Genomic DNA, 23121 nt, shown 5'->3' with positions numbered 1-23121 from the left:
AACAGTTCAGTCGTATTTGAGCGTGTAGATCAGGTCGAGCCCGCTCTTCTGGCCGGCCTGGCCGCGCAGGGTCAGGCGCCGCGTCAGATCGTAGAAGATGAAGAGCGTGCCGAAGGTGCCTCCGATGCTGCGCTCGTAGGTCACGTAGAAGTCCGACGACAGCCGCTTGCCGAGCGTCACCGCCGATTCGCGCAGGTCACCACCGCTGCCAGGGCCTTTAAAGCCGATTTCGTCGAGCCCGAAGCGGCTGGCAAGGCTGCCGCCGGTGCCGCCTTTGCCCAGCCCGCCGAGCACCGCCAACGCGGCCTGCTGCAGCAGCAGCGATTCGCCGCCACTGCTGGCCTGGGCGCGTCCGAGGATCACCCACGACAGTGTCTCCGCATCGGAGAGCGCGGGCTCGGAATAGAGCCGCACGCGAGGTGATTGCGCAGTGCCTGTGATCTGCACGCCCGCGCGCTGGGTGATGTTCGGCCGGATGGCCAGAATGTCGAGCGACGGGTTGTCGAACGGACCGTTGAAGCGCGCCAGGCCGCTCTCGACGTCGAGTTCCTGTCCATAAGAACGATAGCGGCCGCGCACGGTCTTGACCTCGCCGGTGATTCGCGGCGGCGCTGTAAGCGAGGTACTGCGGATGTCGAGCTTGCCTTCGAGTCGCGTCGTGATGCCGCGGCCCTGGACCGCGAAGTCATCGCCGAGGTCGAAGGTGACTGCGATGTCGGGTGGCTTGGCAGTTTGCGGTCGGGCGTTGTTGCTTGCCGCGGTCGTTTCGGCAGCGCGCGCGGCAGCGTCGCGCTTGGCTTGCTGCTCAGCCGCCTCGCGGTCTTTGGCGGCTGAATGAACCACCACATCGCTGCCGAGACTTGGCGCGGTCTCGTCCGGCAGGATGATCACTGCGCGATCGGTCTTGAGGTCGCCCCGCACGGTGAACTGGCCGTTATCGAGGCGCGACTGCACCTCACCCGAAATTGTCACCTGTCGATCGGTGCGGACCAACACACGCAAGCGCGTCAACTTGCCTTGCACCGACATGCGGATGCCAGACCCCGAGGTGGTCGCGTCGCTGTTCCAGCGGACTTCGCCGCGGGCCGACAAGCTGCCGCCATCGCTCGCAGCCTCGCTGGCGGCCGTGCTCCTGTTGCCGCTCTGGCCCGCGATGCGTGCCGTGCTGCCGGCGCCGCCCTTGAGCGTGAAATCCGTGATCTCGACGCGGTCGCCCGAGAGCGCGACCCGCAAGCGCCCATCGCGCAAATCGAGTCCTTCGACGGGCGCGCGCAAGGCGAGCTGGTCTGCACTCAATGTCCCGTTCCAGCGCGGTGCTGCGCGATGACCCGACAGCGTGGCATCGGCTTCGAGCGTGCCGGCCACGCGCCAGCCGGGTGGCGCAAGAATCGACCACACGCCCAGGCTCGGCAGTTTGGCCGTGAGCCGGCCGGCGAGGGGCGCGTCGGCAGCCCACTGCCAGCCGCCGTCGTGCTGCACCACGCGGCTCGACGCTTCGGCGTTGAGCTGACCGGCACGCTCGCTGTCCCAGGCCAGCGTCGCCTTGATCGCATCGCCTTGTGCGTCGACTTTGAGTTCGGCCTGCCGCAGGCCGGCGGGTGTGCTGGGGCCGACCGCGTCGCCATCGGACGCCGTTATGGTGCGCTCGCTGGCCGTGCCGGTGCCATGGCTCGTGATGCGCGTGACGAGCGCCGCTTCGCCGGCCTGCACGCGGATGTCGCCGCTTTGCCGAGCAAGCCGCGCATGGGCGCGAAGTGCGTCGCCGGCGTCGATGTCCCAATCGCCGTCGAACAACAAGTCGCCGGTGACGCCGGCATCGGCCAGTGCCGTGTTGGCGCCCAGTGCGCTCGCCCAAGCCATCGGCAGGCCCTGCAGCTTGCCTTGCGATTGCAGGCGGTACACGCGGTTGGTCGACGTGCCGCTCTGGCTGAAGCGCAACGGTTGCCAGTCGATGCGCACCGTGCCCGGCACCGGGCCGCGCAGCGTCGCGCCTGCGGCCGAAGCTTCGACGTCGAGCCGCGCGGCCGTCTTGCCATTCGCGGCCGTGCTGCGGATCGTGGCGCTGATGGCGCGGCTCAGCTCCAGCGTCCAGGGGCCGGGCCGCGTGCTGTCCTGCGCTTGAAGATGCAGGCTGGCGATCGTTGCGCGCCATTGATCGGCGCGCTCGAGGCCGCCGCTGGCGCGTGTGTCGAGCGTGATCTTTTGCGTGCCGGTGCTGGCCTCGCCTTGCAGCGACAAGGTGGCTTGCGCCAGGCTGCCGGCCAGCTCTGCGCGGATGCCGCGCAGTTGAATGATCGACGAAGCAGAAGCAGAAGCAGAAGCAGAAGCATAAGAAGAAGAAGAAGAGGCGGGCGCCGGCAACCGAAGATCGAGCTTCTGCGTGATCAGCGTGGCTTGCACGGTCGGCTCCGCGTTGCCGCGCGGCGACGGCGTCGTTGCGCTTTGCAAGCGCCGTTGCACAGCCAGCCAGCCACCTTGCCAGCTGGCATCGAGGCGTGCGGCACCTTGCGCGCTGCTGCCGGCAAAAGCCGATGCAAGCCCAGGCAGTCCTTCGATCCACTTCTGCAGCGTCGCCGCATCGTCGATGCGTGCCTTGAGTTCGCCGCCGCCCTGGTTCGGCGCGATGCGTCCCTGCAGTTCCGCGCTGGCGCCTGGCAAGACGACGTTCAGATTGCCGCTGCCCGCCTGCTCGGCCACACGCAATTGCAGCTTGCCGTCGACGCTCGCGCGCTCGGCATTGATGCGCAGCATGCGCAAGTCGAGTGTCTGGTTTTGAAAGAGCCACTGACCTCGGGCCACGGCGCGATCGAGCTTCAAGCCCTTGAGCGAGTTGGTACCGGCGCCGCCTTCGGCTTGCAGCGCCACGTCGAAGGTCAGCGCATCGCCATTTTGCTCGGCAGTAACGCGGCCATTGATGGGCGCGCCAGCCAGCTCGGTATGCAGCTCGCCGGGCTTTACGCCGCTCACTATGGCAGTGGCTCGCCATGGCGCCGGGGCAGGAGCCCAGGCGCCTTCGGCATCGATGCGACCGCCGCCAGCGTGCACCGTGGCGTCGGCGATCTTCCAGGCGGTGCCGTCGAAGCCGACGTCGGCCTCCACCTGTTCGAGCGGCAATTTGCCGAGGTCCCAGGCGCCGGGCAGCGCGTTGCGGATGTTGCCCCGGGCCTGCCATGCGGCTGGGCCTACGGCGGCGTCGGGTTGCAGCGCGATGGTGCCGGTCAGCTGTGTTCGAGGTGCGCCGGGCCAGAGGCTCGCGGCGTCGATGTTTCGCAGATCGACATGCGCATCTATCACCGGCTGCGTTTGCCATGGCGCGATCTGGGCTTGCAGCGCGGCTTGCATGAGCTCACCCGCGACCGGCGTCGTGGCATCGGCCGGCTTCAATTGCGCGCTCACCCGCAAGCGTGCGGCTGCGCCACTCAGCGTGCCCTTGATCGTGGCATCGGCCGCCACGTCGATGCTGCGGCCTTCGGCCAGCGGCGCCTTCACGCGACCATCGAGTGCTGCATCGATCGCCATCGGCGCCGGGCCTTGCAGTGCAACGCGGGCGCTGTAATGCCCGTCGGCGATGTCGACACCGGTGACGTCCAGCGCATGCTGCGCGTTGGCGTATTTGTAGAGGCCCGACAGGTTCGTGGCCTGCAGCGCAGGTGGCCCGGTCCAGCGCAAATCGTCGATGCGAAATGGAAACTCGACATCGATCGGCAGTGCCAGTTGCTCCAATGGTTCGGTCGGCGTTTTGCTCGGTGGACCACGACGCTCGATCAGCAATTGCGCCGCATGAACTTCACCCAGTTGTACCTTGCGTTTCAAGAGTGGCGCGAGTGCCCAACCGATCTGGGCCCCGTGCACTTCGACTGCCAACGTCGGGCCTTGCCAGCGCAGCCAGCCGATACGCCCACCGGTGCGCAGCGAGCCGCTGACGTCGCGGCTTTCAAGTGATTGGCCAGCCGGCAGATGATTCGCCGCTTGCGTGAGTGCGAAGGCCAGCGACTGGTTCGACCCGAGCCACCACCAGGCGCCTGCGGTCAGCACGAGCACCAGCGCGATCAGCCCGGCGAAGCTCCACGCCAGCGCGCGCAGCGCACGACGGGTGCGCGAGCGGCGCACCACCTGCGCTTCGGGCGGCAAGGCGGTCGTCGTTGCGTTCGAGGGGGATTCGGCTTCGCTGCTCATCGTGCTTGTCGGCTAGCGCGATCTCAAAAGGTAAAGCCGAGCCGCAGATGCAGCCTGAACTTCCTGGTGTCGACGCCGTACGCGACGTCGGCCTGCACCGGACCGATCGGGCTGCGCCAGCGCACGCCGGCACCCACGCCGACCTTGGCTTTCAACAGCCCGGGCTTGTCGGCCACGGCGCCGGCGTCGACGAAGGTCACGCTCTCGAAATCGGTGAGCTTGCCGCCATAGACGACCGGGCGTTGCCATTCGACGCTGGCCACCGCGAGATAGCGACCGGCGACGATGGTGCCGTCGCTGCGCACGCTGCCGATCTGGCGGTAGCTGTAGCCACGCACCGTGGTGTCGCCACCGGTCAGAAACATCAGCGTCGACGGGATCTGCGCGCTGTCTTTGGCCGCGACCACGCCGCCTTCGAGCCGCAACTGCAGTCGGCTGCGACGTGCCTGCGTGCCGTCCTCAGGCACCGTGCCGATCGGCACGATGCCAAGCCAGCGCGCATACGTGCGCACGAAGGGCGTTTGTTCGCCCGTCAGCGTGTAGCCGGCGCCGACTTCGAGCGCCAGCGCCTGGCCGCGCGCAGGTGCGGTGTTGTTGTCGAAGTAGCGGCCGGTCCATCCCCAGTTGGCACTGATCGCCGAAGCTGACGGCGGTGCGTCGTAACCGCGGTTTTGCGCGTAGTCGTATTGCAGGAAATAGCTGCGGTCGATGTGGTCGCCTGCTTTGCTGCGGCCACTGCGCAATCGGCCGCTGTCCACGTCGTAGGTGCCTGCGGTTTCACGCTTGAGCTCACCGCTCGCGAACCAGCGCCACCCGTTGTCGCCGGGGATGCTGTTCCATTCCGAGCCGAGCGAGCGGGTCTCGCGGTCGACCGAAAGCCGCGACACGGCACGCCAGCCGAGCACCGGCATCTTGTTGTCGATGTGGTCAACGGAAAGGCGCGGTCCACTGTCGGTGGTGAAGCCCGCGCCGAGCACGATCTTTTGCAGGGGCGCTTCGCGCAGCTGCGCGACCACTGGCGCTGCCTGCGGGTTCAATGACTCGGTGTCGAGCGTCAGGAACACCGAGTCGTAGTAGCCGCTGCTGGCGAGACGTTGCTGCGCATCGAGCAGTTTTTGCTGGTCGTAATCGGCGCCGGTCGGCACGCGGGCAATGCGGCGGGCGCCGTTGGCGTCGTAGCGTTCGCTTCCGCGCACCTGCAGCGGGCCGAAGCGATAGGCCGGGCCGGACTGGTAATCGACCGACAACTTCGCCTCCTGCCGGTCGGCGTCGACATCGGCCACGCTCTTCAGAATGCTGCCGGTCGGGTAGCGCTTGGCCGTCAGGTTGCGCAATGCCACGGCCTTGGCGTTGTCCCAGGCCAGTTGGTTGAACGGCTGCCCGGCACGCAAAGACCAACCGACCCGTACCGCGTCACGGTGCGCTTGCGACGTCGGGTCGTTTTCGATGGGGCCGGCAAAGCCGATCTGCACCGAACTGACATGCGTCACTTCGCCGGGGTCGACCGTGATGACCACTTCGCGAGGAGCCTTGGCGCCAGCAATTGGTGTTTCCTTGAGTTCGAGCGTAAGCGTGGGCGTGAAGTAACCCAGCGTGCCGAGCAGCTCGCGCGCGTTGGCCTCGGCGGCCACCATAAGGCGCGAGAGTTCGGCGGCGCCAAGGTCGTCGACTTGGCGATAGCGCTGAATTTCGAGGTGCCGGTTGAGGTAGTCACGGACCGTTTCAGGGCCGTGCACTTCGAGGGCGAAGGCGTCGCGCTTGTCGCGTTGCGCAGTGCTGCTGGCGACCGGTGCGCCTTCAGGTGCATCCGCGGGCGGTGTGTGGCCAGTGAGGCCCGACAGCACGCTGCATCCCTGCAGAAGAAGGACACTCGCAAAAAACAAAGCCGGCATCCATGCCGGCGTTAAAAAAAGCACCCTCCTGACCATCGGGTCGATTCTGACAGCAAGGTCAGCCCGCCCGATATGCCCCACAGCACCGCAGGGTCACATGCGCAACGGCAGGGTCAGCGGCCGGTGACCTTCTTGATGGTCGACCAGACGATCGGCGGCGTCAGCACACGTGCCACCGCGAGGGCCTTGTCGATGGGACGACGGTCCATGAAGATCGTGTTGAGCATGTCGCGACTCGGTTTGCCGGCCTCGGGACTGCTGTAGTAGTAGGCGGCGATCGAACGCCGCGGCCGGCCGTCGGGCGCGTTGAGTGGATCGGTATGACCGTGGTAGCTGGCCTTGCCGTGCAGCATGAATATGCTGCGCCCAAATTCCGGCTGCACCTTGGTGATGCAGGCATTTTTCTTCTTGTCCCATAGCTCGAGTGCCGAGCCCCAGGTCGGGTCCCAACCCTTGTTGAGATAGGTGATGAACACCATTTCGTTGATCAGTCCGGACTCGGTGTGGCGGCCGAAGTCGCGATGGATCGCGAACGAGGCGCCGGTGCGGCTTTCGTGCAGACCGCCGCCATGCAGTTGCGGGTCGGGCAGCAGGTACGGGCGGCCCGTGATGCTCGACACCCATTCGGTGAACCAGCCCGAGTTGACGATGTCGAAGTAAATTTGCGAAGCCGGCCCGAGGCGGGCCCCGATCACCGATCGGCGAAACGATTCATAGCGGCTTTTGACGTCGAGCCAACCGCCCGTCGTGAGCGTTTCGAACTCTTCGAGCACCAGCTCCAGCAGGCGCGGATTGAAGATGCCTTCGATCACCAGATGCGGAAAAGGCTTTGCGACCAGCAGCTCATCGCGAAAGCGCTGCCGCTGCTCCGGCTCGAAGAGCTTGTAGTTGACCAGTTCATCCAATGGCAGCCGGACGCCGCGGATGGTTACGGTATTGGCAACGGGAGCGCGCTCCAACTGTCCCACGGACGCAGCCTCCGTGGCCGATGTAAAGATTTCGGGCGGGACGCTGATCGACATGATGTGTTGGGCTTAAGGGTCGAATGTGTGTACGTTTGTATTAATGTATCTGAAAGTAGCGAAATACTCAAATTTTCAGTTTGATCCGGATCAATGTTCCGGTCGACGCTATTTGGAAAGCAGGCGCATCGCCTCTTCCAGCCCCTTGAGCGTGAGCGGATACATGCGGTTGGACACCAGCTGCTGCATCACGGCGATGCTCTGGCGGTACTGCCAGACCCCCTGGGGTTCCGGGTTGATCCAGGCAAATTTAGGGAAGGCATGCGTCAGGCGCGCCATCCATTCGGCACCGGCCTCTTCGTTGTTGTATTCGACGCTGCCGCCCGGCTGCAGGATTTCGTAGGGGCTCATCGTGGCGTCGCCGACGAAGATGAGCTTGTAGTCCTTGTTGTACTTGCGCAGGATGTCGACCGTGGCGAACTTTTCCGAGAAGCGCCGCTTGTTGTTCTTCCACATGAAGTCGTAGACGCAGTTGTGGAAGTAATAGAACTCGAGGTGCTTGAACTCGGTCTTGACAGCTGAAAACAGCTCTTCGACGCGCTGGATGTGTTCGTCCATGGTGCCGCCCACGTCCATCAGCAACAGCACCTTGACGTTGTTGTGGCGCTCGGGCCGCATCTTGATGTCGAGATAGCCGGCGTTGGCTGCGGTCGATTGGATGGTGTGGTCGAGGTCGAGTTCTTCTTCATGACCTTCGCGCGCGAACTTGCGCAGGCGCCGCAGCGCGATCTTGATGTTGCGCGTGCCCAGTTCCTGGCTGTCGTCGTAGTCCTTGTAAGCGCGCTGGTCCCACACCTTGACCGCGCTCTTGTTCTTGCCGGCACCGCCGATGCGCACGCCTTGCGGGTTGTAGCCGCCGTTGCCGAATGGCGATGTGCCGCCAGTGCCGATCCACTTGTTGCCGCCTTCGTGCCGCTCCTTTTGCTCCTCGAAACGCTTCTTCAGCGTTTCCATCAGCTCGTCCCAGCCCATCTTTTCGATCTTGGCTTTTTCTTCGGCGGTGAACTCGCGTTCCAGCGTTTTGCGCAGCCAGTCGAGTGGCACTTCCTTGGTGAAGTCGGTCAGCGTGTCGACGCCCTTGAAGTAGCTGGCAAAGGCGCGATCGAATTTGTCGTAGTGCTTCTCGTCCTTGACCAGCGAAGTGCGGCTCAGATAGTAGAAGTCATCGAGGCCGAAAGCATCGTCGGAATTGGGTCCGACCACGTCGGCCTTCAGTGCTTCGAGCAGGACCAGGTATTCCTTGACCGACACCGGCAACTTGGCCGAGCGCAGGGTGTAGAAAAAGTCGATCAGCATGGCGGATCACTCCTTGTGGTTTGCTTGCGAACGTGGCTTGTCGAGCAGATAGAGCAGTTGCGCCCTGACCTCCGGCCATTCGCCCGAGCGCAGGCTGTACATCACCGTGTCGCGGATGGTGCCGTCGCGGCGCATTGCATGGCCGCGGATCACGCCGTCTTTGCGGGCGCCGAGCCGCTCGATGGCGCGCTGCGACGCGTGGTTGAAGTTGTCGGTTCGCCAGCCGACCACATTGCAGCCGAGCACGTCGAAAGCGTGGCTCAGCATCAGCAGCTTGCAGGTCGTGTTGACGTGCGTGCGCTGGCAGCGCTTCGCATACCAGGTGTAGCCGATCTCGACGCGTTTCACTGCGGGCAGGATGTCGTGATAGCTGGTACTGCCAAGCACGGTGCCGGTGGCCTCCTCGGTGACCGCAAATGCGAAACGATTGCCGGCCTCGCGCATCTGCAATGCGGTCTCGATGTAGCCGCGCGTGTCTTGCGGCTCGGGCACCGAGGTAATACGCAATTTCCATAACTCGCCATCGGCCGCTGCGGCGCGCAAGCCCAATTCGTGCGAGAGCGCCAGCGGCACCAACGCGATGCCACGCGACGATAGAGTGATCGGTTCGACGAAAGCCATCTGTTCAGCCTCTGGGGTTTCCATACCGGCGCGCGTACCAGACACGCGCCAACTGCAGCCCGCCACCGGCACCGAGGCCGACGAGCAGGATGCCGATCATTTCGCGGGCGCTGTAGCCGGCGCTGGCAAAGGCATCGATGCCGAACGCCATGCCGATCCAGCGACCCAACAAGCCGCCCACGACGAACAGCACCGCCTGCGCGACGCCGAGAATGAGCAACTGGCTCGTCGGGTGCGGTGTTTGAGCCATGGGCCTCAGCGGTTGTTGCGCTGCATGAAGACGAGCTTCTCGAACAGCGTCACGTCCTGTTCGTTCTTGAGCAGCGCGCCGACCAGCGGCGGCACTGCCACCTTGTCTTCCTTGCTCTGCAACGCTTCGAGCGGAATGTCTTCAGCCACCAGCAGCTTGAGCCAGTCGAGCAGTTCGGAGGTCGAAGGCTTCTTCTTCAGGCCAGGCAGGTTGCGCACGTCGTAGAACGTCTTCATCGCGGCGGTGAGCAACTCCTGCTTCAGGCCGGGGAAGTGCACGTCGACGATCTGCTTCATCGTGGAGGCGTCTGGAAACTTGATGTAGTGGAAGAAGCAGCGGCGCAGAAAAGCGTCGGGCAGTTCTTTCTCGTTGTTCGACGTGATGAACACCAGCGGCCGGTGCTTGGCGCGAATGAGCTCGCGCGTCTCGTAGCAATAGAACTCCATGCGGTCGATTTCGCGCAGCAGGTCGTTCGGAAATTCGATGTCGGCCTTGTCGATTTCGTCGATCAGCAGTGCAACCGGTTCTTCTGCCGTGAAGGCTTGCCACAACACGCCCTTCAGGATGTAGTTGTGTATGTTCTTGACGCGCTCGCCACCGTCGACGTCGGCCAGTTGCGAATCGCGAAGGCGGCTGACGGCGTCGTATTCATACAGACCCTGTTGCGCCTTGGTGGTCGACTTGATGTGCCATTGGAGCAGCGGCAGTTCGAGTGCCTGTGCCACTTCTTCGGCCAGCATCGTCTTGCCGGTGCCGGGTTCGCCCTTGACGAGCAGGGGCCGTTTGAGCGTGATGGCGGCGTTGACTGCCAGCATCAGGTCTTGCGTGGCAACGTAGTTGTCTGAACCCTTGAATTTCATGGATGTAGCTGCAACAGGAGGGTGGATAAAAGAAGACAGTCGAGTCGCTATGCGGCCTGTGAGGCGCATTCCGCACGGGGCTGCTGAGAGCCGCCCCATGAGCCGCCGCATATAATCGAAAGCTGATAGAGAAACCGAAATTTCCACGAGATTGTGCGCGCAAAATGAACAAGTTGTTGACCACGATATTTGCCTTCGCTGTCGCTTGCGTGACGTTTTCGGCCCAGTCCCAAACGCTCACCGGCAACGCGAAAGACGGCTCCAAAAAGATCGCCATGTGCGTGGGTTGCCACGGCATCGTCGGGTACCAGGCGAGCTTTCCCGAGATCCACAAGGTGCCGATGATTGCGGGCCAAAGCGCCACCTACATCGTGTCGGCACTCACTGCTTACAAGGGCGGCGATCGCAAGCACCCGACGATGCGTGCCATCGCCGACACCCTTGCGCCGCAAGACATCGTCGACCTCGCTGCGTACTACAGCCAGCTCGGCCTGAAAGAAGGCGACGCGCCGCCGGCTGCGTTGGCCAAGGCGCCCAGCAAGGAAGTCGAAGCACTTATCGCGCGGGATTCGGCCAACGCCTGCACCAAGTGCCACGGCGCCAATTTCAATACGCCGAACGACGGCACCGTGCCCAAGCTGGCCGGCCAGTATCCGGACTATCTCTTCGTCGCACTCAAGGCGTACAAGGCCGACAACCATCCGATGGTCGGCCGTGCCAACGCCATCATGGGCGGGCAGGCGAAGCGGTATAGCGTGGCTGAACTGAAGGTACTGGCCAGCTACATCAGCACATTGCCGGGCGATGTGAAAACGGTCCCCGAGTCGCTCCTTCACCGGTCTGATTGAAGATGCCGGTGAAGACGCCATGTCAGGCGTCCCGGCACCATTGAAAAAGCCCGCTCGCAGCGGGCTTTTTTACGGTCGAGCTCACGACGCGATCTCTCGGCGCGTCATTGCACGGCAAGCTGGGTTCAGACGTCGAAGAACACCGTTTCGCCATCGCCCTGCATACGGATGTCGAAGCGATATCGCACCGCGCCGTCTTGCGCCACGCGTTCCGCGATCAACGTGCCGCGGCGATCGGCGGGTACGCTTTGCAGCACGGCGTCATTCGCGTTGGCACCCGCTTCGTCGCTGAAATAGATTCGCGTGAAGGTGTGCAGCAACAGCCCTCGCATCGTCACGATGACGTTGATGTGCGGTGCCTCGCCCGATGTTTCGGTGCCGGGCTTCACCGTATGGAATACGAAGCGATTGCCGCTTTCGGTTCCCGTGCCGCAGCGGCCGAATCCCCGAAAGCCCGAGCTTCGCGCCTCGTCGACCGTTTGCGGATAGCGGCCTTCGCCATCGGGCTGGCTGATCTCGACCAGCGCATCGCCGATTACATTGCCGTCGCCGTCGATCACGCGGCCTTCGACCCGAATGCGCTCGCCTCTGGCGTTTTCGAGCGCCAGCACGGCGTCGAAAGGCTGGTCGAAGTCGTAGCCGTATTGCGAGGCGGTGAGGCCGTAGGCAAAGTAGGGGCCTACGGTTTGGGAAGGGGTCTGGCCGAAGTCGGCTTCCAGTGCGCTCATCATGGTGCGAGTCTCCTTGTCGGTGTCTTTGTCTGTCGGGCCATCAACGGTTTTCGAACGGCGTTTCGTCGGCGCCGCGCAGCACGATGTCGAACTGGTAGCCCAGTGCGTAGCCTTCTTGGGTGGCGTCGAGGCTGAAGTCGGCGATCAAGCGGTTGCGATAGCGCTCCGGCGTGCCGCTGATCATTGGGTCGTGCTGCATCAGCGGGTCACCGGGAAAGTACATCTGCGTCACCAGCCGACTCGCGAAATGCTGGCCGAACAGCGACAAGTGAATGTGCTGCGGGCGCCATGCGTTGGGATGATTGCCCCAGGGATAGGCACCCGGCTTGATGGTCAGAAACCGATAACGGCCTTCGCTGTCGGTCAGGCAGCGCCCGGCACCGAGAAAGTTGGGATCGAGCGGCGCATCGTGCTGGTCGACCTTGTGCACATAGCGGCCCGACGCGTTGGCCTGCCACAGCTCGACCAGCGTGTTGGCGACCGGGCGTCGACGCTCGTCGAGCACCTGGCCGGTCAGGATCATGCGTTCGCCCAACGGCTCGCCGTTCTTGCGCGCGTTGCGCGTCAGGTCGTGGTCGAACTCGCCGATGGCGTTGTGACCGTAGACCGGTTGCTGCAGTTCGCCGAGCGATGCCTTGAGTGGAATCAGCGGCTGTTGCGGGCCGCGCTTCAAGGTCGACTTGTAGCCCGGGTAAATGTACGAGGGGTGGCTCGCCCAGTCGCGCGGTGAGAGCGTCGCCAGGGGCTTTGGGGTTCGGTCCAGCATGTTTTGTGTCCAGTCTGAATTTCTTGAGGATGTCTCGTCGGTATTTCAACGGCGGGCTTTACTTTAGAAGTCGCCTTCGATCATGTAAATTGAAGATTCCGTCTTTTTCAATAATCAACGGTAATTGAAATCCGCTCCCGCTGTTCCTTCGCTGGCCTTCGCCCGCAACGTGCAACTGCGTCATTTGCGATGCTTCGTCGCGATCGCCCAAGAGCGTCATTTGGCACGCGCAGCGGAGCGACTGGCGCTGAGCCAACCGGCCATTTCCAAGACATTGGCAGAGCTCGAGACGCTTGCCGGCACGCGTCTGGTCGAGCGCAGCAGTGCCGGCCGGCGCGGCGTTCAGGGCCTGACGCCAACGGGCGAACAGTTGCTGGGCCACGCACTGCGCGTGCTGGAGGCGGTGGACGCCAGCGCGCAGGCGATCGCGCCCGCCGCGGGTGACCGACTCGAGCGCTTGCGCATCGGCGCGCTGCCGAGCGTGGCACCGGCGCTGCTGCCGCTGGCGCTGGCCCGCCTGCGCAGCCATTGGCCGGCATTGCAGGTGACTGTGAAGAGCGCTGCCAACGCGGTGCTGCTAGACGCGTTGCGCGCAGGAGAACTCGACCTCGTCGCCGGCCGCATGAGCGATCCGCAGCTGATGAAGGGCCTGAGCTTCGAGTTGCTCTACGCCGAGCCGCTGGTGTTCGTGGCGCGCAATGGGCACCCGCTGGCCCGGCGTGCAGCGTCGGTACAGGCCGTGCTCGCCTATCCGTTCGTGTTGTTCGCCGAGGGCACGATCCCGCGCCACAGCACCGAGAGTTTCTTTTCCGCGCGCGGCCTCGCAGTGCCGCCGAACGCATTGGAGACGCTGGACCTGATGGTGGCGCGCGCGCTGGTGGCGCAGTCCGATGCGGTCTGGATCACGCCGCTCGGCGCTGTCCACGACGACCTGCAGGCCGGCATGCTGGCACGGCTGCGCATCCAGACATCCGGCACCGAAGAACCGGTCGGGCTGCTGCTGCGCAGCGAAGCCGAGCCGTCGGCCGCCTGCAATGCGATGGTGGGGCTGCTGCGCGAGTCGGCCCGGCAAGGCCAAAAGCCCAAGCGCACCGGCCGGCTCAGTGCGTCTCGCACTCCTCGATGAAGCTTTCGAGCAGCTTCTTGAGCTGACTGGTCTTGCGCGGCCCCAGTGCCTCTTCCAGTTGACCGTGGTGCGCATCGACGCTCTTCTTCAGGCGCGCCACCGTTTCGAGCCCGAGGTCGCTGATGTAAACGAGCACCCGGCGACTGTCCGACGCATCCGCGGCCCGCTGCACCAGGCCACGGCCCACCAGCTTGTCGACGTTCTTGGTCAGCGCCGGATGGTTGAGCAACACCGTCTCCGCCAGATCCCCCATCGACCGCCCCTGTTCGTCTGCCAGCACCTGAAGAATGCGCCAATGCTCCTCGGTCACTTCTTCTGCGGCGATCGACTGGGCCAGCCCGATGCGCATGCGCCGGTTGGCGGCGGCCAGCAGATAGGCAAGGTACTGCGAGATGTCTTGCTCAGGCATGGGTGGGGCGGTAGGCTTTGTCATGAGTGCGCAGGGTATCTTTCAAGTTTAGCAACGATCGTTTTCCTTGGAAAGCGTTGGCGCGATTTTTGCGACACTTCAATCCCTGTTGCCATCTTGGTGCAATGCTTGGGAGTTCCGATGTTTTTATCCCTTGGATCGGTCATGCGTCGCTCGCCCGAACCCACGCCGTATGGTGGCACCTGGCACTTGCGGCGTCCCCCGCACCCGCCGCTAGCGCGTTCGGAACTCAATATCGCGCTCTGCGTGCCGCTCGGTGGCTCGGCTGGCATATGGGGGCCGTCGGCGCTCGCGTCCGCGAAGCTGGCGGTGGCCGAACTCAACCGCGAGGCGGGCATCGGCGGCCGCTCCTGCCGTTTGCTCACCGTCAATGCGGCGGACGACTCGGCCGACATCGAGGCCACCCTGACCGAACTGGTCCAGGCCGGCGACATCGACGCCATCATCGGCATGCATACCAGCGGGGTGCGGCAACGCATCCTGCGCGCGGTCGGTGGCCAGATTCCGATCATCTACACCCCGCTCTATGAGGGGGGCGAGTCCACTGCCGGAGTGTTCGCGATCGGCGAGACCACCGCCCGCCAGCTTCAGCCGTCCATTGCATGGCTCGGCCAGCGCAAGCGTCCGCGGCGCTGGTTCGCGATCGGCAACGACTACATCTGGCCGCACATGTCGCATCGCATGGCGCGCGGCTACATCGCCGAGGCGGGCGCCGCCATGGTCGGCGAGAGCTATGTCCCGTTCGGCACAACCGATTTTTCGGTGGCATTCGACGCGCTGCGTCAGTGCCGCGCCGACGCCGTGTTGGTGTCGCTTATAGGCCAGGATGCGATCGAATTCAATCGCGCTTTCGGCCGCGCCGGTCTGCACCGCGACATGCTGCGCTTCTCGTGTGCCATGGGGGAAAACGAGCTGCTCGGCATCGGCGCCGACAACGCAGACGAGCTGTATGTCGCGTGCGGCTATTTCGCCACGCTCGACACCGAGTCCAACCTGGCGTTCAAGGAGCGCTATCACGCGCACTTCGGCGAACGCGCACCCACGCTCAATACCTTCGGCCAGTCGACCTATGAAGGCATGCATTTCCTCGCGGCGCTGCTCGACGGCCATCTGCAGACGGGCATCGACCGCGAGCACCTGGGCCACGCGCCGCTGGTCTACCGCAGTGCCCGCGACGCCGCTTACGAAGGCAGCGGCATCAACCGCGTGCCGATCTATCTCGCCCGCGCCGAGGGCAATGCTTTTCGTGTTCTGACGCGGTTTTGACCAAAGTGGACCGACAAATTTTGTTTTCCAAGGAAAATAAAATACTTGACGTGAAAACTATCAACTTACAGAATTCGAGCCACATTCAACGCAAAAGACGGAGTCAGCCATGGCCATCAAACGCCCTACCATCGACCAGCTGCAAGACGTTGCATTGAGTCTCGGCATCCATCTGTCCGAATCGCAGGCGTCCAGCTACAACGCGCTGCTCCAGGGCAACTTCGATGCCTACGATGTGATCGATGCGATGCCCGACTACCAGCCCGTCGTCAGCTACGCGCGCACGCCCGGCTACCGCCCCTCCGGCGAAGAAAACAAGTACGGCGCCTGGTACATCAAGACCACGATCAAAGGCAAGCCGGGCGGCAAGCTCGACGGCAAGACGGTCGTGCTCAAAGACAACGTGTGCCTGGCCGGCGTGCCCATGATGAATGGCGCCTCCACGCTCGAGGGCTACATGCCGAACGTCGATGCGACGGTCGTCACACGGCTGCTCGACGCCGGCGCCACGGTGGTGGGCAAGTCGGTCTGCGAGTACTTCTGCTTTTCCGGCGGCTCGCACACCAGTTCTTCGGGGCCGGTGCACAACCCGCACCGCATGGGGTATTCGGCGGGCGGCTCGTCGTCCGGCAGCGCAGCGTTGGTCGCCGCTGGAGAAGTCGACCTCGCCATCGGTGGCGACCAGGGCGGCTCGATCCGCATGCCCGCTTCCTACTGCGGTATCTACGGCATGAAGGCCACGCACGGCCTCGTGCCCTACACCGGCGTGATGCCGATCGAGCTGACCATCGACCACACCGGGCCGATGACCAACAACGTCACCGACAACGCATTGATGCTCGAAGTGCTGGCGGGGCCCGATGGGCTCGACCCGCGTCAGCATGCGGGCCAGGAATCCAAGCCCTACGCCGAACTCATGAAAGGCGGCGTCAAGGGCATGCGCATCGGCATCGTCACTGAGGGCTTCGGCTGGCCGCAGTCCGACGCCTTGGTGAACGAAAAGGTGCGCAAGGCGGCCGAGGTGTTCGCCGGCCTCGGCGCCATCGTGAGCGAAGTGTCGGTGCCCATGCATGCGGTCGGTCCGGCGATCTGGTTGCCGATCGCGGCCGAGGGCGCGACCCAGCAAATGATGAAGGACAACGGGCACGGCTTCAATTGGAAGGGCCTGTACGTCACCAGCATGGTCGACTTCCACGCGGGCTGGAAACAGCGGGCCGACGAGCTGTCGGAAACGCTCAAGCTCACCATGGTGCTGGGCGAGTATTTCATCCAGCACTACCGCGGCCACTTCTACGCCAAGTCGCAGAACCTGTCGCGCCAGTTGACGGCCGCCTACGACAGCTCGCTGGCAGAGTTCGACCTGCTGCTGATGCCCACCCTGCCCATGACCGCCACGCCGTTGCCCGCCGCTGGTGCGCCGGTCGAGGAAGTGATCGGCCGTGCCTTCGAGATGCTGCCCAACTGCTGCCCGTTCGACGTGACCGGCCATCCGGCCATGAGCGTGCCGTGCGGGCTGGTCGATGGCATGCCGGTCGGGATGATGCTGGTCGGCAAGTTCTACGACGAAGCCACGATCTACCGCGCCGCCTTCGCATTCGAGCAGGCCGGCGATTGGAAAGCGATCTGACCGCGACCCTCGCCTTTCCAGTTTTCTTTCCGCAGTCCTTCTTTCAATAAAACCACGACGGCACCCGCCGTCAATCTTCGAGGAGTTTGTTCATGGATCGTCGTTCCTTCATCCACGGTTCCGCCGCCGCACTCGCCGGTTCCGCCTTGCCGCTGTTCCCGATGGCCGCCATGGCCGCCGACGAAATCGTCGTCGGCAGCATCATCGACATGTCGGGCGGGCTCGACATCTACGGCAAGCCGATGGCGGACTGCATGACGCTCGCGGTCGAAGAACAGAACGCGGCAGGCGGCTTGCTCGGCAAGAAGATCAAGCTCGCCGCGTACGACCCGCAATCGAACATGCAGCTCTACGCGCAGTTCGCGCAACAGTCGGCGTTGAAGGACAAGTCGACGGTCGTGATGGGCGGCATCACCTCCGCCTCGCGCGAAGTGATTCGCCCGGTGCTCACCCGCAACAAGACACTCTACTTTTACAACACGCAGTACGAAGGCGGGGTGTGCGACCGCAACACCTTCTGCACCGGCGTCACGCCAGGCCAGACGGTCGCCAAGCTCATTCCGTACGCCATGAAGAAGTGGGGCAAGAAGGTCTACGTGGTGGCGGCCGACTACAACTACGGCCAGATCACCTCGCAGTGGGTCAAGAAATTCGTACAGGAGAACGGCGGCTCGATTGCTTCCATCGACTTCTTTCCGCTCGACGTCACGAACTTCGGCCCGACCATCTCGAAGATCGAGCAGGCCAAGCCCGACATGATCGTCTCGGCGCTGGTCGGCGGCGCACACATTGCTTTCTACCGCCAATGGGCAGCAGCAGGCCTGACCAAGAAGATTCCGCTCGCATCGACCACCTTTGCCGGCGGCAACGAGCATATCGTTCTGTCGCCCGCCGAGGCGGATGGCTTCCTGGTGTCGTACAACTACTTCCAGAACGTCGACACGCCGGAGAACAAGGCTTTCAAGGAGCGCTTCTACAAGCGTTTCGGTGCCGACTATCCGAACATCACCGAACTCGCGATGGGCACCTACCAGGGTTTCAAGCTGTGGGCCGAGGCTGTCAAGAAGGCCGGTTCCATCGACCGCGAGAAGATGATCACGGCGCTGGAAAGCGGCATCAGCATCGACGGCCCGAGCGGCAAAGTCTCGATCGACCCCGAGACGCACCACTGCGTGCTCAATGTGCGTATCGCCGAGGTCCGCAACAAGCAACTCAACATCGTCGAGACGTTTCAGCAGCAGCCACCGGTCGACACCAGCGCGGTCTGTAATCTCATCAAGAATCCGAAGGACAACCAGCAGTACGTGATCAAGGCCTAGATCAAGAGATAAGGGACGCGCGCCGACATGGATCTCGCACTCATCGTTTTCATCCAGGTGCTCTACGCGGTGGCGAGCCTGGTCATCATCTCGGCCGGTCTGGCTGTCATCTTTGGAATGATGAAGGTCATCAATCTCGCACATGGCGAGTTCATGATGCTCGGTGCGTATGCCGTGATCGCCGCGCTCAAGGTGGGCATCAACCTCTGGGTCGCGATATTCATCGTCGCGCCGATCGCGGTCGGCATCGTCGGTGTGGTGTTGGAGCGGCTGGTCATTCGCCGCCTCTATGGCCGCATGGTCGACACCATGTTGGCGACCTGGGGTCTGTCGCTGCTGCTGGTGGGCATCGTCACATCGGTGGCGGGCAACACCACGGCTGGCGTCTCGGCGCCGCTGGGCAGCTTTTCGATCGGTGCGTATTCGGTCAGTGGCTACACGCTGGTGATCATCGCGGTGGCCGTCGTGCTGTCGCTCGCCATCCGCTTCGTGCTGACGCGCACGCAGTTCGGCCTGATCGCACGCGGCACCATGCAGAAACCCGATATGGCCAACGCACTCGGCATCAGTCCGAGCCGTGTCTACTCCGTCACTTTCGCGGTCGGCGCGGCGCTGTCAGGGCTGGCCGGCGGACTGCTCGCGCCATTGACCGGTGTGGTTCCGACGATGGGCGCCGCCTTCGTGGCCAAAGCCTTCATCACCGTGATCGGCGGCGGACCGGCGATCCTCGCCGGCCTGCTCGGCGCGTCGACGCTGTTCGGCGCCATCAACCAACTCGCCACCTTTGTCACCACGCCGGTGCTGGGCGAGGTGGCGCTGCTGCTGGCCGCCATCGTCATGCTGCGGCTGCTGCCGCAAGGCATCACCGGCCGCTTCTTCAAAGGCTCTTTGTGAACCGTTTCGCCAACTCCTGGGGGAGTGCCGCGTTGTGCCTCGCGATCGGTATCGCGCTGATGTTCGGGTTGCCCGGCATGATGGACGACTACACGCTGATCGAAGTCACGATCTATGCGGTGATGGCCATCTTGTCGGTGAGCCTGGCCTTCATCTGGGGCTTCGGCGGCATCCTGTGCTTTGGGCAGGCGGCGTTCTTCGGGCTCGGCTCCTACACCTATGCCATCGCGGTGGTGAACATGGGCGATAGCACCGTGCCCTTCTTGCTTGCCATCGTCGTGCCGGCGCTGTTCGCCACGCTGCTCGGCTACGTGATCTTCTACGGTCGGCTGTCGGACGTGTACATGGGCGTGATCACGCTCACCGTCACGCTGATCCTGTTCAACCTGATCAACTCGACGGCCGGTCCGGAGTGGCGAATCGGCAGCGCCCCGCTCGGCGGTTTCAACGGCATTCCTGCGATTCCAACGCTCAATTGGCCCGGACAGCAAGACAACGTGCTGACGCCCAAAGACCTGTTCTACGTCACCTTCACCTGCCTGCTGATGGTTTATCTCTTGTTGCGTGTGCTGATCGCTTCCAAGATTGGGCGCGTCATCGTCGCGGCCAAGGAGAACGAACAACGCGTGCTGCTGCTGGGCTACGACGCACGGGCCTACAAGCTCTTCAGCTTCACGCTCGGCGGCGCCATCGCGGGCCTGGCCGGCTGCCTGTTCGCCAACTGGGGAGCGTTCACCAGCCCCACGATTTTCGGGCTCGCGCAATCGGCGCAGATCATCATTTGGGTCATCGTCGGTGGGCTGGGAACATTGGTGGGCCCGGTAGTCGGCGCGGTCGCGATCCAGTGGCTCACCTCGCAGATCGGCACGCAGCAGGTCTTCAACTCGAACCTGGTGCTGGGCGGCATCCTGGTGGTGTTCGTGCTGCTGGTGCCCAAGGGCATCGTGCCGAGCATCGGCCAGTTGCTCGAGTCCGCGTGGCGTCGCACGCGGCGGCCTGCAGTCACCGCTGCGCAGAAGCCCGCTTCATCGGCTGCGGTCGCAGTCATGACGGCCGAGCCGACCCTCACGCTGACGCCTTCGGAGCAGACGCCATGACGCCGCTGATCGAAACCCGCGGTCTCAACGTGCGCTTCGGCGGCGTGCATGCCACGCGCGACGTCAACTTTTCGTTGGCCGAGAACGAGCTGCGCTGCGTGATCGGTCCCAACGGCGCCGGCAAGAGCACCTTCTTTAAGCTGCTGACCGGCCAGGTCAAGCCGACCTCCGGGCAGATCCTTTTCCGCGGCAAGGACATCTCCAACATGCAGCCGCACGAGCCGGGGCGGCTCGGCATCGGCATCAAGACGCAGGTGCCGAGCCTCTTCAACGGACTCAGCGTGTGGGAGAACGTGTGGCTGTCGGCGCGCCGGCTCAACAGCACCGCGCAGGCCAATCGCATCACCGGCGAAACGTTGGAGCGCGTCGGCATGGCCGCGTACCGCAACGTGCAGGCTGGGTTGCTGGCGCACGGCATGCGACAGTGGGTCGAGATCGGCGTGGTGATCGCGGCCGATCCGCCGCTGATCCTGCTCGACGAGCCCGCCGCCGGCATGAGCGACGCCGAGGTGGCGCGCACGGCCGAACTCATCCTCGAGATCAACCGCCAGCACGCGCTGGTGGTGGTGGAACACGACATGAATTTCATCCGCATGATCGCGCGCAAGGTGACGGTGCTGCACCAGGGCGCAGTGATCATGGAAGACACGCCGGACCGCATCATGAGCGACCCGCTGATCCAGCAGATCTATCTCGGCAAGAAGCCGCACTGAACCGGAGCGACGCAATGCTGGAAGTCTCTGGTCTGCACGCCGGCTACGGCGCTATTCCCGTGCTGCACGACATCTCGCTGCGCATCGCAGCGGGTGAATCGGTCGGCATCCTCGGTCACAACGGCATGGGCAAGACGACCATGCTGCGCACGCTGATCGGCGCACTGCGCGCCACGGCCGGCACGGTCCGCTTCAACGACACCGACGTCACGCGCTACGCACCGCACGCGCGGGCCAAGCTCGGCATGGCCTACGTGCCGCAGGGGCGGGAGATATTTCCGACGCTGAGCGCAATGGACAACCTGCGCATGGGCCTGGTCAAGACCGGCGAGCGCTCGCTCGACACGATCGAGGCATTGCTGCAGGACTTTCCAAGGCTTAAACCGCTGCTCGATCGGCCCGGCGGCTCGCTTTCCGGTGGAGAGCAGCAGTTGCTCGCGTTGGCGCGCGCGCTGGCTGGCAAGCCCACGCTGCTGCTGCTCGATGAGCCGACCGAAGGCATCCAGCCTTCGATCATCGAAGAGATCGCCGAGACATTGGCGTCGCTGCGCGACCGCATGAAACTGACGATCGTGCTGGTCGAGCAGAACCTCGAATTCATCGCCGCAGTGTCGCAACGCGTGCTCGTTATCAAGCGCGGCCAGATCGGCGAGGAGATCCCGCGCGAGCACTTGGGCGATTTCGAAATCATGAGTCAATACACAGGAGTCCACGGATGACCAACGATTTGCATTACCTGGAGCTGGTCGATATCGGCCAGCGCATTCAAAAGAAGGAACTCTCGCCAGTCGAGGTGACGCAGGCACAACTCGACCGCATCGGCAAAGTCGACGGCGCGCTCAAGAGCTACGTGACCGTGATGGCCGAGCAGGCGATGGCCGACGCGCGCAAGGCCGAGGCCGAGATTGCCAAGGGCGAGATTCGCGGGCCGCTGCACGGCGTGCCGGTGGCGGTCAAGGACTTGTGCTGGACCGAAGGCGTGGCCACGGCCGCCGGCATGACGCTCTACAAGGACTTCGTGCCGACCGAAGACGGCACGGCGGTACGCAAGCTTCGCGAAGCGGGCGCCGTCATTCTCGGCAAGCTGCAGCTCACGGAGAGCGCTTACGCCGACCATCATCCGACCGTCACGCCACCGGTCAATCCATGGAACGCAGCGCACTGGTCGGGCGCCTCGTCGAGTGGCTCGGGCGTGGCCACCGCCGCCGGGCTTTGCTACGGTTCGCTCGGCACCGACACGGGTGGATCGATCCGCTTCCCCTCGTCCGCCAACGGGCTCACCGGCCTCAAGCCGACCTGGGGCCGTGTCAGCCGCTACGGCGCGTTCGAGCTCGCCGCCACGCTTGACCACATCGGTCCGATGACTCGCAGCGCAGCCGATGCGGGCGCGATGCTCGGGGCCATCGCCGGGGCCGATCCGAAAGACCCGACCGCCAGCCTGGCGGCCGTGCCCAACTACCTCGCCGGCATGAAGCGCGGCCTGCGTGGCTTGCGCGTGGGCATCGATTCGCGCTGGAACGAGGAGGGCGTCGATGCCGCCACCGCCAAGGTGATGGCCGGCGCGCTGGCTGCCGTGCGCGAGCTCGGCGCCGAGGTGCGCGAGGTCACGTTTCCCGATCCGGCTCAGGTCATCGTCGACTGGTTCCCGCTCTGCGGCATCGAAGCCGCGGTGGTGCACGAGTCGACCTATCCGGCGCGCAAGGAGATGTACGGCCCGGCACTCGCCGGCCTGCTCGACCTGGGCCACGCGCAGACCGGCATGGACTACCAGAAGATCGTGCTCAACCGCCTGGCCTTCACCGGCAAGGTGCGCGCGATGTTCGATGGCATCGACCTGCTACTCATGCCCTCGCAAGGCGTGGCGTCGCCCACGCTCGAACGCATGCTGACCTTCGGCACCGACGCCGAGATGATGTCGGCGATGCTGCGCTACACCTGCCCGCTCGACACCAGCGGCAGCCCGACCATCACGCTGCCCGGTGGCTTCACCGATGCCGGCACGCCGGTCGCTTTCCAGTTCGTTTCGCGCCATTTCGAGGAAGAGTTGCTGGTGCGTGCCGGCTGGGCTTTCCAGCAGGCGACCGACTGGCACCAGCGACACCCGGCACTCTAAGCGTCCGTGCTGGCGAGCCGACCGTCGGCCGACCCGACGCGCAAGGTGCGGCTGCTCGAGGCCGAGCGCAATGC

Annotated in this window: 20 protein-coding genes; 10 read left to right on the top strand and 10 right to left on the bottom strand. The window is 64.2% G+C overall.

Annotation, left to right across the window (positions count from 1 at the left end; translation table 11 throughout):
- Window positions 1-6 precede the first annotated feature (6 nt).
- The 7 genes from QN413_RS05820 to QN413_RS05790 all read right to left on the bottom strand — a co-directional run bounded on the left by QN413_RS05820 (window position 7) and on the right by QN413_RS05790 (window position 10117).
- A complete protein-coding gene (locus tag QN413_RS05820) occupies window positions 7-4176 on the bottom strand; it encodes a translocation/assembly module TamB domain-containing protein (protein ID WP_323495682.1) in 4170 nt (1389 codons plus the stop codon).
- Window positions 4177-4199: 23 nt separating this feature from the next.
- Window positions 4200-6068, bottom strand: coding sequence for an autotransporter assembly complex protein TamA (locus tag QN413_RS05815; protein WP_416352145.1), 1869 nt, complete (start codon window positions 6066-6068; stop codon window positions 4200-4202).
- Window positions 6069-6181: 113 nt separating this feature from the next.
- Window positions 6182-7090, bottom strand: a complete 909-nt coding sequence (locus QN413_RS05810) for a 2OG-Fe(II) oxygenase (protein WP_323495679.1) — start codon at window positions 7088-7090, stop codon at window positions 6182-6184.
- 108 nt (window positions 7091-7198) lie between these two features.
- Window positions 7199-8386 carry a vWA domain-containing protein gene (locus QN413_RS05805; protein WP_187053047.1) on the bottom strand — a complete coding sequence of 396 codons (1188 nt, stop codon included), beginning with the start codon at window positions 8384-8386 and terminating at the stop codon, window positions 7199-7201.
- A 6-nt stretch (window positions 8387-8392) separates the two neighbouring features.
- Window positions 8393-9007 carry a GNAT family protein gene (locus QN413_RS05800; protein ID WP_323495678.1) on the bottom strand — a complete coding sequence of 205 codons (615 nt, stop codon included), beginning with the start codon at window positions 9005-9007 and terminating at the stop codon, window positions 8393-8395.
- Between the two features lie 4 nt (window positions 9008-9011).
- Complete coding sequence (locus QN413_RS05795; RefSeq protein ID WP_323495677.1) at window positions 9012-9257, bottom strand: hypothetical protein; 246 nt, start codon at window positions 9255-9257, stop codon at window positions 9012-9014.
- A 5-nt stretch (window positions 9258-9262) separates the two neighbouring features.
- Window positions 9263-10117, bottom strand: coding sequence for an AAA family ATPase (locus QN413_RS05790; protein ID WP_187053044.1), 855 nt, complete (start codon window positions 10115-10117; stop codon window positions 9263-9265).
- Between the two features lie 164 nt (window positions 10118-10281).
- On the opposite strand from QN413_RS05790, the gene QN413_RS05785 reads away from it, so the two are divergent.
- Window positions 10282-10965 carry a c-type cytochrome gene (locus tag QN413_RS05785; RefSeq protein WP_323495676.1) on the top strand — a complete coding sequence of 228 codons (684 nt, stop codon included), beginning with the start codon at window positions 10282-10284 and terminating at the stop codon, window positions 10963-10965.
- A gap of 125 nt (window positions 10966-11090) precedes the next feature.
- Here QN413_RS05785 and pcaG read toward each other — a convergent pair whose 3' ends face one another.
- Window positions 11091-11696 (bottom strand): protocatechuate 3,4-dioxygenase subunit alpha, encoded by a 606-nt coding sequence (gene pcaG / locus QN413_RS05780; RefSeq protein ID WP_416352144.1) that lies wholly within the window; start codon window positions 11694-11696, stop codon window positions 11091-11093.
- Between the two features lie 40 nt (window positions 11697-11736).
- The gene (pcaH, locus tag QN413_RS05775; RefSeq protein WP_323495675.1) at window positions 11737-12462 is read right to left on the bottom strand and encodes a protocatechuate 3,4-dioxygenase subunit beta; all 726 of its coding nucleotides are present in this window, start codon (window positions 12460-12462) and stop codon (window positions 11737-11739) included.
- Window positions 12463-12586: 124 nt separating this feature from the next.
- On the opposite strand from pcaH, the gene QN413_RS05770 reads away from it, so the two are divergent.
- Window positions 12587-13588, top strand: coding sequence for a LysR substrate-binding domain-containing protein (locus QN413_RS05770; protein WP_323495674.1), 1002 nt, complete (start codon window positions 12587-12589; stop codon window positions 13586-13588).
- On the opposite strand, the gene QN413_RS05765 is transcribed toward QN413_RS05770, so the two are convergent.
- Window positions 13563-13997: a MarR family winged helix-turn-helix transcriptional regulator gene (locus QN413_RS05765; RefSeq protein ID WP_323495673.1), complete on the bottom strand. Its 435-nt coding sequence runs from the start codon at window positions 13995-13997 to the stop codon at window positions 13563-13565. The two genes, QN413_RS05770 and QN413_RS05765, sit on opposite strands and share 26 nt — an antisense overlap.
- Before the next feature lie 210 nt (window positions 13998-14207).
- Here QN413_RS05765 and QN413_RS05760 point away from each other — a divergent pair, with 210 nt between their 5' ends.
- The 8 genes from QN413_RS05760 to QN413_RS05725 all read left to right on the top strand — a co-directional run bounded on the left by QN413_RS05760 (window position 14208) and on the right by QN413_RS05725 (window position 23047).
- Entirely contained in the window at window positions 14208-15284 is a 1077-nt protein-coding gene (locus QN413_RS05760) for a substrate-binding domain-containing protein (protein WP_323495817.1), read from the top strand.
- A gap of 109 nt (window positions 15285-15393) precedes the next feature.
- Window positions 15394-16911: an amidase gene (locus QN413_RS05755; protein ID WP_323495672.1), complete on the top strand. Its 1518-nt coding sequence runs from the start codon at window positions 15394-15396 to the stop codon at window positions 16909-16911.
- A gap of 92 nt (window positions 16912-17003) precedes the next feature.
- Window positions 17004-18230: an ABC transporter substrate-binding protein gene (locus QN413_RS05750; protein WP_323495671.1), complete on the top strand. Its 1227-nt coding sequence runs from the start codon at window positions 17004-17006 to the stop codon at window positions 18228-18230.
- 27 nt (window positions 18231-18257) lie between these two features.
- Window positions 18258-19124 carry a branched-chain amino acid ABC transporter permease gene (locus QN413_RS05745; RefSeq protein WP_323495670.1) on the top strand — a complete coding sequence of 289 codons (867 nt, stop codon included), beginning with the start codon at window positions 18258-18260 and terminating at the stop codon, window positions 19122-19124.
- Window positions 19121-20221, top strand: coding sequence for a branched-chain amino acid ABC transporter permease (locus QN413_RS05740; RefSeq protein ID WP_323495669.1), 1101 nt, complete (start codon window positions 19121-19123; stop codon window positions 20219-20221). The genes QN413_RS05745 and QN413_RS05740 overlap by 4 nt, the downstream gene beginning before the upstream one ends.
- Window positions 20218-20934, top strand: coding sequence for an ATP-binding cassette domain-containing protein (locus tag QN413_RS05735; RefSeq protein ID WP_323495668.1), 717 nt, complete (start codon window positions 20218-20220; stop codon window positions 20932-20934). Before QN413_RS05740 ends, QN413_RS05735 begins: the two co-directional genes overlap by 4 nt.
- Before the next feature lie 14 nt (window positions 20935-20948).
- The gene (locus QN413_RS05730) at window positions 20949-21653 is read left to right on the top strand and encodes an ABC transporter ATP-binding protein (RefSeq protein WP_323495667.1); all 705 of its coding nucleotides are present in this window, start codon (window positions 20949-20951) and stop codon (window positions 21651-21653) included.
- Window positions 21650-23047 (top strand): amidase, encoded by a 1398-nt coding sequence (locus tag QN413_RS05725; RefSeq protein ID WP_323495666.1) that lies wholly within the window; start codon window positions 21650-21652, stop codon window positions 23045-23047. Before QN413_RS05730 ends, QN413_RS05725 begins: the two co-directional genes overlap by 4 nt.
- The last annotated feature ends 74 nt before the right edge of the window (window positions 23048-23121 follow it).

This window comes from Variovorax sp. LG9.2, from assembly GCF_035018885.1.
In the GTDB taxonomy this organism is placed as follows: domain Bacteria; phylum Pseudomonadota; class Gammaproteobacteria; order Burkholderiales; family Burkholderiaceae_C; genus Variovorax.
The sequence above is the reverse complement of the archived record's forward strand: the minus strand, read 5'-3'. Positions and strand labels throughout refer to the sequence as shown.

Excerpts from the sequence above, each read along its gene's own strand:
- QN413_RS05820 (WP_323495682.1), bottom strand. The coding sequence starts at position 4,176 with ATGAGCAGCGAAGCCGAATCCCCCTCGAACGCAACGACGACCGCCTTG.
- QN413_RS05815 (WP_416352145.1), bottom strand. The coding sequence starts at position 6,068 with ATGCCGGCTTTGTTTTTTGCGAGTGTCCTTCTTCTGCAGGGATGCAGC.
- QN413_RS05810 (WP_323495679.1), bottom strand. The coding sequence starts at position 7,090 with ATGTCGATCAGCGTCCCGCCCGAAATCTTTACATCGGCCACGGAGGCT.
- QN413_RS05805 (WP_187053047.1), bottom strand. The coding sequence starts at position 8,386 with ATGCTGATCGACTTTTTCTACACCCTGCGCTCGGCCAAGTTGCCGGTG.
- QN413_RS05800 (WP_323495678.1), bottom strand. The coding sequence starts at position 9,007 with ATGGCTTTCGTCGAACCGATCACTCTATCGTCGCGTGGCATCGCGTTG.
- QN413_RS05795 (WP_323495677.1), bottom strand. The coding sequence starts at position 9,257 with ATGGCTCAAACACCGCACCCGACGAGCCAGTTGCTCATTCTCGGCGTC.
- QN413_RS05790 (WP_187053044.1), bottom strand. The coding sequence starts at position 10,117 with ATGAAATTCAAGGGTTCAGACAACTACGTTGCCACGCAAGACCTGATG.
- QN413_RS05785 (WP_323495676.1), top strand. The coding sequence starts at position 10,282 with ATGAACAAGTTGTTGACCACGATATTTGCCTTCGCTGTCGCTTGCGTG.
- pcaG (WP_416352144.1), bottom strand. The coding sequence starts at position 11,696 with ATGATGAGCGCACTGGAAGCCGACTTCGGCCAGACCCCTTCCCAAACC.
- pcaH (WP_323495675.1), bottom strand. The coding sequence starts at position 12,462 with ATGCTGGACCGAACCCCAAAGCCCCTGGCGACGCTCTCACCGCGCGAC.
- QN413_RS05765 (WP_323495673.1), bottom strand. The coding sequence starts at position 13,997 with ATGCCTGAGCAAGACATCTCGCAGTACCTTGCCTATCTGCTGGCCGCC.
- QN413_RS05755 (WP_323495672.1), top strand. The coding sequence starts at position 15,394 with ATGGCCATCAAACGCCCTACCATCGACCAGCTGCAAGACGTTGCATTG.
- QN413_RS05750 (WP_323495671.1), top strand. The coding sequence starts at position 17,004 with ATGGATCGTCGTTCCTTCATCCACGGTTCCGCCGCCGCACTCGCCGGT.
- QN413_RS05745 (WP_323495670.1), top strand. The coding sequence starts at position 18,258 with ATGGATCTCGCACTCATCGTTTTCATCCAGGTGCTCTACGCGGTGGCG.
- QN413_RS05735 (WP_323495668.1), top strand. The coding sequence starts at position 20,218 with ATGACGCCGCTGATCGAAACCCGCGGTCTCAACGTGCGCTTCGGCGGC.
- QN413_RS05730 (WP_323495667.1), top strand. The coding sequence starts at position 20,949 with ATGCTGGAAGTCTCTGGTCTGCACGCCGGCTACGGCGCTATTCCCGTG.
- QN413_RS05725 (WP_323495666.1), top strand. The coding sequence starts at position 21,650 with ATGACCAACGATTTGCATTACCTGGAGCTGGTCGATATCGGCCAGCGC.